At 49.0% G+C, this 15,695-nt stretch carries 17 protein-coding genes; 3 read left to right on the top strand and 14 right to left on the bottom strand.

What is annotated here, in order from left to right; genetic code table 11:
- Nucleotides 1-11 precede the first annotated feature (11 nt).
- From IXB50_RS00900 to IXB50_RS00880, 5 genes are all read right to left on the bottom strand, one after another.
- Nucleotides 12-1,109 carry a substrate-binding domain-containing protein gene (locus IXB50_RS00900; protein WP_215607045.1) on the bottom strand — a complete coding sequence of 366 codons (1,098 nt, stop codon included), beginning with the start codon at nucleotides 1,107-1,109 and terminating at the stop codon, nucleotides 12-14.
- Between the two features lie 84 nt (nucleotides 1,110-1,193).
- On the bottom strand, nucleotides 1,194-1,913 hold the full coding sequence (locus IXB50_RS00895; protein ID WP_215607044.1) for a hypothetical protein: 720 nt from the start codon (nucleotides 1,911-1,913) through the stop codon (nucleotides 1,194-1,196).
- Nucleotides 1,914-1,922: 9 nt separating this feature from the next.
- Nucleotides 1,923-3,638 carry a VWA domain-containing protein gene (locus IXB50_RS00890; protein ID WP_215607043.1) on the bottom strand — a complete coding sequence of 572 codons (1,716 nt, stop codon included), beginning with the start codon at nucleotides 3,636-3,638 and terminating at the stop codon, nucleotides 1,923-1,925.
- Nucleotides 3,639-3,748: 110 nt separating this feature from the next.
- Nucleotides 3,749-3,940, bottom strand: coding sequence for a CPXCG motif-containing cysteine-rich protein (locus IXB50_RS00885; protein ID WP_215607042.1), 192 nt, complete (start codon nucleotides 3,938-3,940; stop codon nucleotides 3,749-3,751).
- A 42-nt stretch (nucleotides 3,941-3,982) separates the two neighbouring features.
- Nucleotides 3,983-5,335 carry an MFS transporter gene (locus IXB50_RS00880; protein WP_215607041.1) on the bottom strand — a complete coding sequence of 451 codons (1,353 nt, stop codon included), beginning with the start codon at nucleotides 5,333-5,335 and terminating at the stop codon, nucleotides 3,983-3,985.
- A 456-nt stretch (nucleotides 5,336-5,791) separates the two neighbouring features.
- Here IXB50_RS00880 and IXB50_RS00875 point away from each other — a divergent pair, with 456 nt between their 5' ends.
- Nucleotides 5,792-6,064, top strand: a complete 273-nt coding sequence (locus IXB50_RS00875) for a hypothetical protein (RefSeq protein ID WP_215607040.1) — start codon at nucleotides 5,792-5,794, stop codon at nucleotides 6,062-6,064.
- 88 nt (nucleotides 6,065-6,152) lie between these two features.
- Here the strand turns inward: IXB50_RS00875 and IXB50_RS00870 are convergent, their stop codons facing one another.
- The 3 genes from IXB50_RS00870 to IXB50_RS00860 form a co-directional block, all read right to left on the bottom strand.
- Nucleotides 6,153-7,787 (bottom strand): alpha-D-glucose phosphate-specific phosphoglucomutase, encoded by a 1,635-nt coding sequence (locus tag IXB50_RS00870; protein ID WP_215607039.1) that lies wholly within the window; start codon nucleotides 7,785-7,787, stop codon nucleotides 6,153-6,155.
- 181 nt (nucleotides 7,788-7,968) lie between these two features.
- Nucleotides 7,969-8,463 (bottom strand): sterol desaturase family protein, encoded by a 495-nt coding sequence (locus IXB50_RS00865; RefSeq protein WP_215607038.1) that lies wholly within the window; start codon nucleotides 8,461-8,463, stop codon nucleotides 7,969-7,971.
- 112 nt (nucleotides 8,464-8,575) lie between these two features.
- The gene (locus IXB50_RS00860) at nucleotides 8,576-8,761 is read right to left on the bottom strand and encodes a hypothetical protein (protein ID WP_215607037.1); all 186 of its coding nucleotides are present in this window, start codon (nucleotides 8,759-8,761) and stop codon (nucleotides 8,576-8,578) included.
- Nucleotides 8,762-8,989: 228 nt separating this feature from the next.
- Here IXB50_RS00860 and IXB50_RS00855 point away from each other — a divergent pair, with 228 nt between their 5' ends.
- Entirely contained in the window at nucleotides 8,990-9,529 is a 540-nt protein-coding gene (locus IXB50_RS00855; protein WP_215607036.1) for an SRPBCC family protein, read from the top strand.
- 7 nt (nucleotides 9,530-9,536) lie between these two features.
- Here the strand turns inward: IXB50_RS00855 and IXB50_RS00850 are convergent, their stop codons facing one another.
- Nucleotides 9,537-9,722, bottom strand: coding sequence for a hypothetical protein (locus tag IXB50_RS00850; protein ID WP_215607035.1), 186 nt, complete (start codon nucleotides 9,720-9,722; stop codon nucleotides 9,537-9,539).
- 200 nt (nucleotides 9,723-9,922) lie between these two features.
- Between IXB50_RS00850 and IXB50_RS00845 the strand changes: the two genes are divergently transcribed.
- On the top strand, nucleotides 9,923-10,588 hold the full coding sequence (locus IXB50_RS00845; RefSeq protein WP_215607034.1) for a class I SAM-dependent methyltransferase: 666 nt from the start codon (nucleotides 9,923-9,925) through the stop codon (nucleotides 10,586-10,588).
- A gap of 22 nt (nucleotides 10,589-10,610) precedes the next feature.
- On the opposite strand, the gene IXB50_RS00840 is transcribed toward IXB50_RS00845, so the two are convergent.
- The 5 genes from IXB50_RS00840 to IXB50_RS00820 form a co-directional block, all read right to left on the bottom strand.
- A complete protein-coding gene (locus IXB50_RS00840; protein WP_215607033.1) occupies nucleotides 10,611-11,405 on the bottom strand; it encodes an N-formylglutamate amidohydrolase in 795 nt (264 codons plus the stop codon).
- Nucleotides 11,398-12,702, bottom strand: coding sequence for a leucine-rich repeat-containing protein kinase family protein (locus IXB50_RS00835; protein WP_246564013.1), 1,305 nt, complete (start codon nucleotides 12,700-12,702; stop codon nucleotides 11,398-11,400). The genes IXB50_RS00840 and IXB50_RS00835 overlap by 8 nt, the downstream gene beginning before the upstream one ends.
- 376 nt (nucleotides 12,703-13,078) lie before the next feature.
- On the bottom strand, nucleotides 13,079-13,516 hold the full coding sequence (locus tag IXB50_RS00830; protein ID WP_215607031.1) for a DUF2752 domain-containing protein: 438 nt from the start codon (nucleotides 13,514-13,516) through the stop codon (nucleotides 13,079-13,081).
- An 8-nt stretch (nucleotides 13,517-13,524) separates the two neighbouring features.
- Nucleotides 13,525-13,803, bottom strand: coding sequence for a TM2 domain-containing protein (locus tag IXB50_RS00825; RefSeq protein WP_215607030.1), 279 nt, complete (start codon nucleotides 13,801-13,803; stop codon nucleotides 13,525-13,527).
- 180 nt (nucleotides 13,804-13,983) lie between these two features.
- Nucleotides 13,984-15,663, bottom strand: coding sequence for an alkaline phosphatase family protein (locus IXB50_RS00820; protein ID WP_215607029.1), 1,680 nt, complete (start codon nucleotides 15,661-15,663; stop codon nucleotides 13,984-13,986).
- Between the last annotated feature and the right edge of the window lie 32 nt (nucleotides 15,664-15,695).

Genomic DNA, 15,695 nt, shown 5'->3' with positions numbered 1-15,695 from the left:
TTGAGGTTTAATCAATTGGCCCGTTGCCACTGCCGGATGACTTCTTCAACCACAGAACGATCGGGTGGAGCACTAACGCGACCTGTGGGATCAGCCATAGCTCCAGGAATATTTTTACTCCAGGGGCTGTTGGGTACAGAGTTGATATCCACCTTGGCATTCATTGGACGAAAACCGTGCTGTACAAACACCGCCTGCTGTTCTGATGCTATCAGAAAGTCAATAAATGCACGGGCTGCTTTAGCCTCACCACCACTGACATCGCGTCGCACAATAGCAGCTGTCGAAACTGTTTCGATGGTCGGATCCAAGTAGAGAATTTGATAAGGCTGGCCTTGGGTGGCACTGGATTGTTCCCAGCGATGGAGAGCAATACTCTCATAGGCCGTCGCAATATCAGCATCATTGGGACCACGGGTAATAAACTCTTGCAACAAAACATCTGTAGAGCGAGGAGGCTGATAGATGGAACGTTTTACTAAACCAAATAAAGTTTGAACATTGTTCTTGCTGAAGTCAGCTGTGTTGAGGGTGTTACTGTTAGCCTCAGATTGAGACCATAGGCTCATAGTGAGCTGACCGCTGTTGGAACGAGTCGGATCGGTAGTAATAAAGTCAAAGCTGCCCCAAGCCGCATTACCGCCAATTTTGTCCCAATTGCCGCCAGTCATAGCATCTTCTACCCGCTGCCACTGAAACTCGCCGCCAGGGAACAACGCTTGGGCACGTTCAGGCCAGGAGACTGCCACCAGCATAGTTTTTGCAATAGGCTGGGGTGCCTCGTAAAATGGTTCGTCGCCATACTGGGCCTGCCAGCGCTGGTTCAGCTCATCAAGCAGTTGCCCATTGGCAGGAATTAGAACCGTGGGTTCAAAGTTGTTTTTGTCGTCGATGTATTTGTTGACAATATCTTGAGAACCTTGGAATTCAAGGTTAATTTGAATCGAAGGATTCTGTTGTTCAAACCGAGTTTCTAAAATTTTCAAGGGTGCTTGAAGTTCGCTACCGCTAACAATAGTGATGGATTGGTTAACGCCGGGGAGAGGGGCATAGGCAAGAGCAGCGGAGGCGGCAATGATGGCGAGGGAGATGATGGGTTTGGTGGCCATGGTTGGAAAGGTGATGGGGAATGGGGCAATTTTTGTAGGGTCGTTCCATGGAACGACCCTACAAAAATTGGAACGGAAAAGAAATTAGGCGATTAAGACATCGACATTTTCTTGGAAGCCTTTAAATTCATCGCTGAGATCTCGTAGTTCATCAGCGGCTACCGAGCTAGTTAGATCGGCAGTGCGCAGTTTATTTTGCAGTTGTTGCAATACCCCCCCTGATTCGGCAATTAGTGTGGATAGGTTTGCTAACTGTGCTTGGCGGGCGTCTTCACCATGCTGAGCAAGGGCAATATTGCGCTTCAAGCTGTTGGCAAGCTTGCCCCATTGTTCTTGGGCGACGCCTTTACTATGGCGAACTTTAGCTTCGGCCTGTTTGAGCTGGTGGTTGAGTTCATCTACCGAAAGTAGAGCGTCATTGCCGTCCATGCGCTGGGCCAACTGGTCGATTTTTTGGGGAAGTTCCTGAGTGCGATCGCACGCATACTGCACCACCCCTAATAGCTCCATCTGATCGCTGGCCGTTAGGAGCTTAGTCGCTTCCTCATGTAGCTCATCGGCCCTGGTGCCCAACGCCACAGCCTGCTGTCGTACCTGTTGAAACTCGCGGTTGATTGCTTTATTGGTAAGCTCAACGGTTTCAGGGCCACGGGACTGGAGAACTGTAGCCCCTGCGGTTGCGATCGCAACCGCAACCGGAATGGCAACCACATTAGGCAAACGGACCAGACGCACCCCCCCTACCAGAAAAAGTCCCCCCGCCAGCACCGCGAGTGGATACTGCAATGGATTGGCTAACTTCATCTGCAACTCCTAAAACTCCACCTGCAGATCGGCCATCAGCTGAGCAATGGTGGCCGGATCACCCTTACGATAGTACCCCCCGTTGAGCTGAGCAATTTGCTCCAGGACCTGGGGGTCAAACTCCCCTTCCTTGCCGTAGCCCACCGTAAAGAAAGCAATCCGCTGATCTGACGAAAAATTACTTTTCGATAGTTCTTGTTCCAGCTGCCCCAGACCAATGCTCGATTCTGAATCTTCACCATCGGTAAGAATCAATACCGCATTAATGGCATCCGCCTTGAGATTGGCCGAGAGCCAGTTACGGGCAGCCAGGGCCGAATCATAAAGGCGGGTGCCGCCATCGGCTTGCAGTCCAGCAATAAATTGCAACCCTCGTGCCTTCCCGTCTGCCGTACCATCCACCAGAACCGGCTGACGAATATTACTATCAAAATCAATTAGCGCCACTTTATCCTTGGGGCCTAACGCTTCCACATAGGTTTTGAGCGTATTCTGCACCGACGGTAGCTTGTTGCCCTCCATCGAGCCAGAGGTATCCACCACCACCACCACTAAAGAAGACTTCTTGGCAACCTGGCTCCAGGTTGTGAGCATTGCCTCAGCTACCTCTGGAGCAGGAGGACGGTAGGAATCATAGCTAGCCTTGGGATCCACGCCAAAGTTAGGGCTAAACTTGGGACCTAGGGCCACACCGGGTGCCCCAGGGCGTAGCCCAAGATTCGTAGCAATCTGCTGAGCTGGTGGAGACTGCAAATACTCCAAAATTTGATCAGCCGCTTCCTTTTCCTGGTCACTAACCCAGGGCGCATTGGGCACAATGCCCCGCATGTTTGAGGTGAATGTGGATTTGGGATATACCGCCTCATACTGGGTGCCGCCAGGGGGCAAATTAGTATTTGCCGCAATCACTGAGGACTCATACACCGAACCGATAGATGCCCAAAATGGTCCGTTTTCGACCATGGCCTGAGCCAATGTAGATGTGGATTTACCATAGCGGGTGATTTTGCTCTGGATGTTTTGCACTGCTGCCTGGTGCTGCTGCACATCGGCCACCGTTAGCTCCTCCGGACGTTTGTCTGACACAGAGGCAAACTGCGATACCAAGGTTTGTAGACCAGAATTTGACCGGGTAGGAGCCGTATGAACGTAGTAAACCGGCTGCTCGGGACTGCTCGCATCCAAATCCTTATGGGTCTTGGCAGTTACTAGTTTGGCAAACAGATCATCTACTTTACGCAGACCAGGGGCCAGATCTGTCGGCACCATAAACACCATGGGACTGTTGGCCAACAAGGGCGCATCGGTGATAGCTGGAATATAGTTTTGCCCAGGATAGAGCTGGTCCATGCGGTAAATCAGCTGGTTCTGATAAATTTCACCATCTACCGACAAAATGGTTGGAAATTCTGCCGCATCAGCCGTAATGGTTCCCTGCTGAAACTGTTGAGCTAGAGTCGCAGTACGTTCGACCACATCACCACTACCCGCCGCTTCGCAGGTCATATGAAAGGCATCACCACTGGCAAGCTTGGGCTTGGTTTGATTAAACTGCACCGCTGCTTCATCACAGAAGTGGTGCAGAGCACTGCCCACTAGCAGCTTGACTTCAAACCCACGACCGCCGCTAGAACTAGTGCCATCACTATTACAACTGGCAAGCAATAGGGCACTCACTAAGGAACTAGAAATAATGCAAGCAAAGTTTTTCAATCGGTTTTCCATAGCTGCCAATGTGACATTACCAATAGCTACACATCAATTGATATCAATTCGGATTTATCCTACCCGTTTGTCGAGTAGAGACAAGCGCTCCACAAGATACCCATAGGGTTTTAACGATCTTCGCAATCGGTTTGAATATCCACGTCTAAGGTCTCTTCGTCAATGGTGATGTAAAGAATATTAGGCCGACAACATACTTGACAGTCTTCGACATATTGCTGGGTGAGACCGCTGCTGATGTCAATAAAGGTGGTGCTAGGTTCGCCACAATAGGCGCAATAGTATTCGGCAGTGGTTTGCATGGGAAATGGAGTATAGGGGCAAATTTTGTAATGGAGGCGAAATTAATTTTGGGGTTGTTTTCGATTGCGTTCGAGTTGAAGACGAATGCGATGGTGAGCCTTACGGGTTAGAGGATAGCGATAGACACAGTAAATACCGCCAAAAATTAAGAGGCTAGGGAGAGCGCTGGCTAGTAGACGGATGACAAGAAGTCGAGCGCCAGGCCCCATCTGACCAGCCCAGTCCAGCATCCAGCCTGAAAGAAAGATGGCGATCGCAATGCCCACTTTCTGTAAAAACACCATCAGACTAATAAATATGCCCTCCTGCCGCTCACCAGTACGTAGTTCTTCGTCATCAATCACATCGGGCAGCATGGCAAAGGGCACCAGATAAAAAGTAGATAACCCTGCGCCAATCACTAACCCCACACCATACATTAGTCCTACCTGACCCGGTTGGACGATACCTAAAATGCCCACCCCCAGTAATGCTAAAGGGGCTCCCGCAAAGTACACCGCTTGCTTGCTAGTGTGCTTGGTCACCCAGAGCCAAAACGGGATCAAGACCACTGAACTCCCCTGCACTGCGATCGCCATTTGGGTAAAGTGCTGCTCGTCCAGCTGCATCCAGTCCGTAACAAAGTAGGGCAACATCGCTGCTGTCACCTGGACGCCAACCCAGGAGCACAAATATAGTCCCATTACCCAGCGAAAGGCTCGATTTTCAAACACCCGACGCAGCTGTCGGCCCATGGGGTGAGGGGATAGTTCTGGCTGTGTGCGCATGACGGGGCGATATTGGCCATAGGTACCCACCACGCAAATGGCAATGGCCACCACAATAAAGATGGCACTGGCCCCACCCAGGAGCATGTACTGCTGCCGGGTGTTTTCCACCAGGGAAAAAATGATCTGAGCCAGCACCAGCCCCACCACTGAGCCGATGATATTGGCCGCTGAGCGGACGGACATGATGCTGGTGCGTTCGTCATAGTCGGGGGTGAGTTCGGTTGCGATCGCAACCATCGGCAAAATCACCACCGAAAACGCCGCATAGCCCCCCATGGCCATCAGCACGTAGTACACAAATAAACTGGCCTGGGACTCCAGGGGCGGCACCAGCCAGAGCATAAAGGTAAAAAAGCCCAAGGGAAGTGCTCCCAACACCAGCCAGGGATAGCGGCGGCCCCAACGCGACTGGGTGCGATCGCTGAGCCAGCCAATAATAGGATCGTTGATCGCATCCCACACCCGCCCAATCAACAGTACAGTCCCGGCCAATGTGGGAGACAATCCCACCACCTCTGTCAGAAAAAACAGCAGATAAAAGATCGCTAGGCCAATGGGAATAGCTGTACCTAATTCACCCACTCCATAGGCAAATTTGGTCTGAAAAGACAGGCGAGTAGACATAAAACAGACAGTGACGCTATCGGTATTTCACCATACCGAAGGGCGGCCTGGACTGAAAGACAGCTTTGCGCCCATAGTTCACATCGCAGGTAATCGCTACAAGCCTTAGATAGCAGCAGCTATGGGCGTAGTGTCCTGACAGTCTGTTTAGAATAACCAGTTGATGGATGCAGTCAATTCAGCATCCGTATCATTATATTTTTTGCAATAAGTACCGATCCCAAAAAGAACCTGCTTAAATGGGATAAAAATTGCCCTCATGTGAGTCCTACAAAGGCATTGACTAGTTCATATGTATCTTAGGGACATCTAAACTACACAGCTTTGAAGGCTTGCATGGGGCGAAATGTTAACCCCATACATTTAGATAAAAGCACTCTACTCAGTGCCCATTGAGCACTGAGTAGAGTGCCCACTACCTGTAATCAAAGTTGTTTTTAACACCGGGAGCGCATCATGACTGTTGAAACCTTGAATCTTATGATGACCTACGTCATCGAAGGCTGGGCAATTATGAGCGCCACCTATCTGAGTGTAGGGTTTACCCTATCTTTTTTGACTCGGGTGAAAAACGGTCTGAAGGCTAAGGAAGCCGCCGCCGTGATGGCCAAGGCGGAAGAGGTCACTAATGCTGAGCGTGTAGCGGAAATGACGGCTGTAGCTGAGAAGTATGCGAAGAGTGCAGATAAGCAGCAGGTGAAAAGCGGTGTGAAGGTGCCGGGACAGTAGAAAAAATTGGGGTGGGTTTTGATCCGATCAAAACCCACCCTGGAGCCCCTCCCAGTAAGGGAAAGATGATTGTTTAGTAGCCTCAGGTTTAGGTAATTACGGTGGGCTTATCGAAACCGGTGAGTTCCTTAATTTTGGCGACTTGATCAGCGATCTGAATCAGTTCTCCTAGGGCCTCTTGGGTATCAATGTCGTGTTTGGCCGCATCGGACTCATAGCTTTCGACGTAGAGTCGGAGGGTGGCTCCTTGGGTGCCGGTACCGGATAAACGGAACACAATACGGGAACCGTCGGTAAAGCCAATGCGGATGCCTTGCTTTTGGCTGACACTGTGGTCAATGGGGTCGGTGTAGCTAAAGTCGTCAGCGTAGTCGACGGTGTAACTGCCTAGCTGCTGACCCTTAAGGCTAGATAATTGCGCCCGTAACCCATCCATCAATTGATTAGCCGCAGCTGTTTCCACTCCTTCAAAGTCATGGCGGCTGTAGTAGTTACGACCGTAAGTGGCCCAGTGGTCTTTAACAATCGCTTCTACCGACTGTCCCTTCACTGCTAAAACATTGAGCCAGAACAAGACTGCCCAGAGACCGTCCTTTTCTCGGACATGGTTGGAACCGGTACCAAAGCTTTCTTCACCGCAGAGGGTGGCTTTGTCAGCATCCAACAGGTTGCCAAAGAACTTCCAACCAGTGGGAGTTTCATAGCAGTCGATGCCGAGCTTTTCGGCAACGCGGTCAACGGCCTGACTGGTGGGCATGGAGCGAGCGACGCCCGCAATACCACTGCGATAACCGGGAACCAGTGTGGCATTGGCAGCCAAGATGGCCAAACTGTCACTGGGGGTAACGAAGAAGTTACTACCCACGATCATGTTGCGATCTCCATCACCATCAGAGGCTGCCCCAAAACTAGGAGCATTGACCCCAAACATCACCTTTACCAGGTCATGGGCATAGACCAGGTTAGGGTCCGGGTGACCACCGCCAAAATCTTCTAGGGGTTCACCATTTTGTACAGTGCCCTGGGGCGCACCCAGCAGCCCTTCAAAAATAGCCTTGGCATAGGGGCCGGTAACCGCATGGAGCGAATCCATACACATGTTGAAACTGCCAGATGTCAGCAGCTGACGAATTTGCTCAAAGTCGAACAGCGTTTCCATCAGAGCGGCATAGTCATTGACCGCATCCAGCACCTCAACGGTCATATTGCCGAGGGTGGTTGTACCGACTCGGTCCAGGTTAACGTCCTCAGCCTCTAAAATCTGGTACTCATCGATGACCTTGCTCCGTTCAAAGATGGCGCTAGTCACCTTTTCGGGGGCTGGACCACCGTTGCCAGTGTTGTACTTAATGCCAAAATCACCATCGGGGCCGCCGGGATTGTGGCTAGCAGAGAGGATAATGCCACCAAAGGCTCCATACTTGCGAATGATGCAAGATACCGCTGGTGTAGAGAAAATGCCACCCTGACCCACAAGCACCTTACCAAAACCACTGGCGGCGGCCATCTTTAAGATGACCTGGATTGCTTGACGATTGTAGAAGCGACCATCTCCACCGACCACCAGGGTCTGCCCCTGATAACCGTCCAAACTATCAAAAATAGATTGAACAAAATTTTCTAAATAATTGGCTTTCTGAAAAACAGCAACTTGTTTTCTTAACCCGGATGTCCCCGGTTTTTGGTCTGAAAAAGGCGTTGTCGAAACCGTTTGGATGGCCATGATACTCCTTATCTCTGCGTCGGCATGCCGATTCATCTTTATAAAGCTTAACAGTATGCCTGCGGCTGCCACGTGATTGACGGAATGAAACTAGTGATGTTTCGGTTTATGCCTCTGTAAACACCTTTAATGCGGGAGCATCCATTAGGGGATGCCCCTACAGACGTGTTCAAAAAATTGGCTAGACCCACTGGCGTTTTAGCTGCCGTAGAAATGTGAGCCAGTACTGGGCTGGTTTGCCATAGAAGGTAAACACGTCACCATAGGCCAGATTGGCATTTCTGTGATGCAGTCGGTGACGCTCCGGTGTGGTGATGCATAGCCAGCGACATAGATTTTTAATCAGCTTGGGAGTGCAATAGTCAGGGTTAAACTGATGCCGCCAGAGGACATGCAACTCTGCTAATAGCAAACCGAGCACTGTCCCTGGGGGGGATAGCAGCCATAGAAATGGCACCCACATCAGATAGGGCAGTGCTCCTAAGAAACCAGGCAGTAACGCCTGGGGACAATGCTGACGCCAGGCATAGCTGACAAAGCTACGATTGGGGCTATGGTGCACAATGCTGTGGTAGTGCCCAAACACGTGCTCGGGTACATGGTAGACAAAGGTCGCGATAAAGTCCCCGAGCAGTAATAGCAACAGGGAGATGCTCAGTATATGTAATAGTTCCATTGCCAATTGCCTAACAACTCCTCGGCAAATTAGCAGGCAAGATTTAAGGCAAATTTAATATTTAGTTTAGAAATGGTTTAGTATTGCAATCATTTCGTCATACCTGTACTCTCTAACGGGTTGATTGCACGCTGCTAAAGAGTGCGATCGCAAAGCAACTTAAGAGCAATAACCAAATAATAATCCCTGGCAAAAACGACAGCAGCCCAGTCCCACGAAGAATCCAGACAATGGCCGTCATAGCCATGGTGGCTAGCAATAGTTGAGTGATTGGGCGCAAACGAAAACGATTAGTCATTGGGGCAACTGATTAGGTATAAATTCTTAGGGAACAACAAGGTTTACTAAGGTTTTACTCAAAAATGTGCTTGCTTGACACTAGTCTTACTCTCCCTGGTTAATAATGGCAACGAATCCGTGAAAATGGGCAAGCTAGTGCACAGTCTCAATGATTCAGGGATTTTCGGGGATTTTAAAATCTTCCGATGTTTTATTAAGTACATTTAGATTTTTTTCTATTTATCCTATGGTTTCGACGACACAACAAGCGGCATTGCTGCGCGGCGACGTCCTCATTGCCACTGATAACCATGCTGGCCAAGGAGCTGCTGTTACGGCTCAAATGTATGTACCGTTAGTGCGATCGCAACTCTGGGAACAGCTCACCGACTACAGCCGTTGGGTCCATTACTTTCCCGATATCACCCAAAGCCGTGAGCTAGAAGCCTCCGTCAAACAGCACGTTAAGCAGCAATCGAAGCGCATCACTCGAAAGCTATACCAGGCTGCACGCAAGGCTTTTCTCCTTTTCACAGCCCAAGTAGAGATTTACCTCCACGTCGTTGAGCATCTGCACCAAAGCATTCAGTTTCGGCTAGAGCGAGGTACCTTTGCTGACTTTGCCGCTGACCTTGTGCTCGAAGATTTTGGTGACGGTACCCTACTGACGTACTCTGTCAAAGCCACACCCATGATTCCAGCTCCAAAATTTCTGCTGGAGCAGGCTATGCGGATTGACCTCCCAGGCAATATGAAAACAATGCGTCGGGTATTGTGCCAGCCCTAAAAGTGGTTTAACTTCTCTCCACAAATAGGCGTCCTGCTGCTAAAGCGGCACTGCTGGTAGCGTATATCTGTCCATCACTAAGAACATCCAACTCACGGTTAATCACCCAATAGCGATAGCCATTATCCTGCTGGCTAATTTCAATAATCCACCCGACACGGGCAGATACTTGTACCACCTGGGTGATATCCATTCGGTATTCCTCACCAGATCCATCTCTTAGATTAGCAAACCGTCAAATTACTTTAGTATTGGCATTTCAGGAGACATCTATAGAGTTTTAAGTTTTTACCGTTGAGTTGTGAGGTCTCGGCTTTACAATTCCTGGGGGTTAGTAAACAAACTCAGGTCTACTAACTCAATACGAAGAACTCATCATTCAAACCTCTCCCCATGTCTACTCAAGTTCTCAGTCTCACGGAAGATTTATACAACTATATGCTTTCCGTTGGTGTCCGCGATAGCAAGTTGTTGCAACAGTTGAGAGAAGAAAATGCTCAGCACCCTAGAGCTGTGATGCAGATCGCGCCGGAGCAAGGGCAGTTTATGGGGTTACTGGTGCAGCTATTGGGTGTAAAGAAAGCCCTGGAAATAGGCGTATTCACTGGTTATAGTTCGCTGATCGTTGCCATGGCCCTCCCTGAAGATGGGCAGTTGATTGCCTGTGACATTAGCGATGAGTATACAGCCATGGCCCGTAAGTACTGGGAGAAGGCTGGTGTGGCTCACAAAGTGGACTTACGCATTGCTCCCGCGTTAGACACGCTTGACCAACTCATTACTGAAGGCCATAGCAACAGTTTTGACTTTGCTTTTATTGATGCGGATAAGAGCAACTACGACAACTATTATGAGCGAGCGTTACAGCTATTACGTCCGGGTGGATTAATGGCAGTGGACAATGTGCTGTGGTCAGGACGAGTGGCTGAGCCAACGGCCCAACAGGATAATCGCACGAAACACATCCATGCCCTAAATCAAAAAATCCATGCTGATCAGCGGGTGTCAATGAGTTTGGTGCCCATTGCAGATGGATTAATGTTAGCGATGAAGCGTTGAATCATTAGGCTCAACTCAAACGCTAGGCGTTGTCTGAGAGCATGGTCACAATATGGTTAAATACTGGCTGAACGTTTTGTTTTGCCTGGTGAAATTCAGGTACGTCCCAATCTGGGATGTCGTCTTGTTCAAGCTGGTCGTGATTCAAATAATTGTGATACCGAAACTCAATCTGCAACGATTCCACACCAGGCATAGCACCATAATGACGAGTAATGTACCCACCATTAAACACATGATTGCGAGCGACTTGATATCCCTGGGATGAGAAAGCCGAGTCCACAGTGGATATCAACACGTCAGAACAGGTTTGGCCATTGCCGTTGCCTAAACATACCTGATCTTGAATAGGCCCTGCGAAACTGTGTAGATCTAACAGATACGCATAGCCAAATTGGTCAACTGTCTCCTGGAGAAGACGCTCTAACGCCTGATGATAGGGCTGGTATACCTGAGTAATCCGATCTTGAATCGTCTGCCTGGATGGAGTGATACGATACAGCGGTTTATTATAGGCCGTTTGCCGTGGTACTGCCGCTTGCCAAAAGCTTCCCAAAAAGGGAGCCTTGGCGGCTCGATTGAGATCCACTACATAGCGGCTGTACGCAGCTACCAACACGGTAATCCCCAGGTTTGGCAACCCATCATAGAACTTGTCCAAATGCCAGTCTTGATGGGGAAGAAAGTTCTGGTAGGTTGCATTAAGCGCGTTGATAATGCCATCTGGAATAACCAAACCACTGTGGGGAATACTCGCCACAATCGGACATGGCTTGACCGTAGGGGGATAAACTCGGAAGGGAGCAGTTTCAAACAAGCGCTAATACCTCTGTCAGACGTTGACAAATCTCATTGAAAAGAGGTCTATCGTTGGTTATGGGTGACATGCAATGCTGTTGTAGTTGACGCAAATGCTGAAAGACTTGCAAATCAGCCTCTTTATTGTCAGAAATATAGCGATTCAATAAGTCTTCTAGCAAACAGCCGAAGGCTCGTGACTCAAGTTGTTGCAAGGATTCTCCAGTCTCACGATCACCCAAGTCATAAATAGATGCTGCACCAAAATCACCTAGGATACTCCTGCCCTGATTGTTGACCAAAATATTATGAGCATAGAGATCGCCATGCATGATCCCTCGGGTATGGAGATGGGCCACAACCGATGCAATTCCCTGAGCAATTTCTAAAATTACTGGCAGCGTAAATTTGGTGTCATCACTGTAGGTATCACGGGTACAAGACTCTAAGCTGGGAGGACCCCCCAGATTGCCATACTCAGGGGTAATAAAGGAAAAAACGAGTCCAGCTTTGCCTTCGATGGACTGACTTAATTTGCCTAACACGTTGACCAAGTTGGGATGGCCCCCTGCGGCAATGCAAGCTTGCATTTCATCTAAGGGCAACCCATCGCTAGTCATCTCCCCCTTAAAAAGTTTCACGGCCACTTCTTGAATGCCTCCAGTTGTGGCCCCAGGCTTCCACAGCCCCTTATAAATTACACCAGATGCTCCCTGCCCTAAAACTTCCCCCAGCTGTAGTTCAGCCGGATCAATAGCGGTAAGAGATACATTACTGGGGGCGTCTATCATTTTGCAGAGAGGATTCCCTGCATAGGCTAGCCAGGTTAGTCGAGGTAGCGTTAAAAGCCATGATGGCAGAGTTTCTAGCTGATTAGCTGCCAGGCGAATCAATTCTAAGTTTTTGCAGTTAGCAAGCTCTTCAGGTAGCGTCTTAAGCCGATTGCCAGCCAGCATGAATTTTTGCAATTTGGTCAGATTTCCAATGGCTTTCGGCAGTGTTGTCAGTTGGTTATTAGTGAGAATCAACCAACGCAGGTTGGGAGACAACGCTGCTGCGCTAATCGCCTGAATCTTATTGCTCTTAAAGCTGACCATGGAGAGATTTGGGCAAGCGGCCAATACCTCTGGCAACTCTTCAAATTGGTTGTTATTGAAGAATGCAACCCTAAGTTTCTTGAACTGGGAAAATTCTTGGGGTAAGGTGGTGAGCTGATTATTGGAAAGGTCTAAAATCTCTAATGAGTCCGCTAGCTCTAGAATCTCTAGGGGAAACTCAGTTAAATTTTGAGATAACTTGAGGCGGGGTTCTCCCATGGAAGTATCTAAGTTTAAGCTTAAGGGCTTCATATAATGAGTAGTTTAAAACAAACACGATTCACTACTCACTACTTGCTACTTGTCACCCTATCCGAAACGTTTCGCTAGGGACCAATCGCCATGCTTACGGTTGCTTATATTTACCACTCCAATAGGCGTAGCCAAAATACATCAGTACTCCTAGCTGTATGGGCACTAGGATCAAATAGTTTTTAAGAAAGGGATTGATCTCTATATGGGCAAAGATCTGGCAGTAGGTTAAACCTGCTATAGCCAGCCCTGCTTTGAGGGGGAGCCTACGGTTACGCATTGTAATTAGTAATTTTGCTAATGAGGACTTTGAAGCTAGTTTCCCTTCTTTTCATGCCCATCCCTACATGAGGTGGCTTAAAAATGAGTGTTGCATATCTGCAGCCAGGTTGCCTGAGGACCACAGGCCATAAAGTCGATAGCTGTGGTACCCGAACATCAAGATCAGTCCACTAAGCCAGAGGCTACGGCGTTGCCACCATCGGCTCCAAACACGTTTGGTAAGTAACTCCAGGCTGATTTGGATAATGGCGACAGCCCATAGGATGACGACAAGGGGGGCGAGGAGATGATAGTGGATGGCTGTAGACCACTGGGTATTTGCGATCGCAAACACCGCCCGTGTCATCCCCCACGTCGGGCAGGGAATGCCCACCAACGCCTTGAGCGGACATCCCCACAGCTTGACCTCATACCCCAATCCATGGAGCACAACAATCAGGAGCGGTGTACATAGCGCCCCTAATAGACCGACCCGTAAATAAACCGACGGCTTTGCCATGATCCGCCTTAGAACCAGGGCTTTCTACCTGTAACGTAGGTACTGACAAACTCTTCATCCGATTTAGTCAGGTACAGAATCCCCTCAACTAGACCGATGACACCAACCACAGCAGCCCCTATACCGCAGGTTACAGTACCGCCAATCAAGCAAACCAGCAGCATAATGATGCCCTCGTTGGTATAGCCCAAATAGAACTTGTGTACGCCAAAGGCACCTAGCAAGATACCTAAGATCCCAGCCACAACCTTCTTATCCGCGCCATCAGTTCCACCAGAATTAGTCATGTCGCTTCATTCCCTTCTAAGTGCAATGTCTATCATGCCAGTCGTCGCTACATATATTGACGACTTATCTTTCAATTTGCCCAACTTTAGAAATAGAAAAACCTTGTCATAAAGATTTAATCAAGACAGCTTGTTCAAAATCCGGATGGCCTGGGAAAAAACGTTATATACCATCAATTTTCACGCCTTTGCTGAGGTAGAGGGGGAGAAGAGAGAATGGCCATCACATGGGTATAGGGCAGAGGCCCCCATGAGTTCCCTGATGGTGGGACCAATATCGACAGTCCGAGCATGGTCAATGGTAGAAGCTGGTTTGATGTTGGGCCCCTTAGCCAGTAAAAAACCGTCTGATCGATGACCACCGCTACGGTAATAGGTCAGGGGGCCAATTCTGCCAAATTCGGGGCTATCGATCACATCGCTAGGCTGATCGTGCCAAATGACGACCAGATCGGCATCGGGAAGCTGAGCCTGACAGCTGATAGCATTTGTTTGGCTGCGTGTTCGGACCACATCTTTTACAATTGGCTGTCCCGTTCTCCCGTGCTTTAGCTGATAAAGCGACTGAGTAATCTGATCACAGACATCGTCATAGTCAGCGACATCGACGATGCCTTGTGCCTCTCTACCCTTGAGGTTAATCCGAATGTGTCCAGCCGCAAATGCAGGCAATGCAAAGGCTTTCATTTGTGCCCATAGGGGGCTATACCACATGGCAGGCATCCAGTTGAGGGCTACGCCTTGTTTTCTCAATTCATAGGGCGAGGCGAGCGCAGGTGTAGGCCCGCCATTGAGATAATGATCAAACTTGCTAGGTATCCAGGGCATAAGCAAGCGTTTGATCGGGTTGGAGTCATAGCGTTGTTGCCAGACTTCGCCGGACCAACTTTTGCGTTTGGGATTAACCCGCATGGGTGGGCATGGACCCCCTATGTTTCCTTTAGCAATACCATATTTACCAGGGAAGCTATGGCGGTAAAGAAGCTCAGGCAAGAACGCCATGCTATACATGTCGGTGACATTGTTGCCCATACCATGGACAGAAAAAATGATGATATTGGCATGATCTGGGGCGGCTGCCACAATATCACCAATAGCTTGGTCCATGGCTTCAAAAGCCGTTAACATCGGATCGTCAGGCCCACTTTTGTAGGGATAGAGTGGATTATCCGACTGGCTCAGATGCCACAAATCATGGGATGCAGTGTGGCTTTCTCCAAATACAGTGAGAAATAGATCCCAGGGCTCTTGAGTGAGAAGATCTTGGCAAATCTTTGCTCGCGTTGCAATGCTAGAGTTCAGACCTGATTTAATGCGTTGAACATAGGCTGTATCCCACCAACAGCCATAATCCTGATGCAAAATAGGATTCTTTCCATAGTGCTCAATTAGCTGGGGAAAGAGTTCTGGAGGCTGAGAATGGCTAGGTGTATGGGGAGCATGACCACCCCATCCTAAAATTTGCATGCCATGGACATCCTCAGATAGCCGAGAGACAGGAACATCAAAGGCCGCAACTTTATAGTCTTTACCTAATGCGTAAAAAGGAGGATATTCATTAAAGTCATAGGCTCCATCAACGGTGTCATGGCTAATGCTGTAGTCATTGACTGAGTAGCGAATCGGAGACCAATAGCCTGTTTTATCGGGTTGGCAACCGGTACCAAACATCACCCATAGCCGTTCGGTGGCAGACGTTTCGGTGACAGTTTGATTATAGTTTACTGTGTTGCTGAGATGCCCGTAGGCCCCTTGCTGTCTTAACCGACTGAGATTTTTTAATTTACCTGCAGCCATCCATTGATCCAACAAGTTAGGATCGGCTGCATCTAGACCAATGGCAATAACAGGATTTCGCACATTTCATATAAGGTAATGGTAGGCAGGTTTTT

This window comes from Leptothoe spongobia TAU-MAC 1115, assembly GCF_018739885.1.
GTDB lineage: Bacteria > Cyanobacteriota > Cyanobacteriia > Phormidesmidales > Phormidesmidaceae > Leptothoe > Leptothoe spongobia.
Note: the sequence above shows the minus strand (reverse complement) of the source record. Positions and strands in the feature narration are given on the sequence as shown.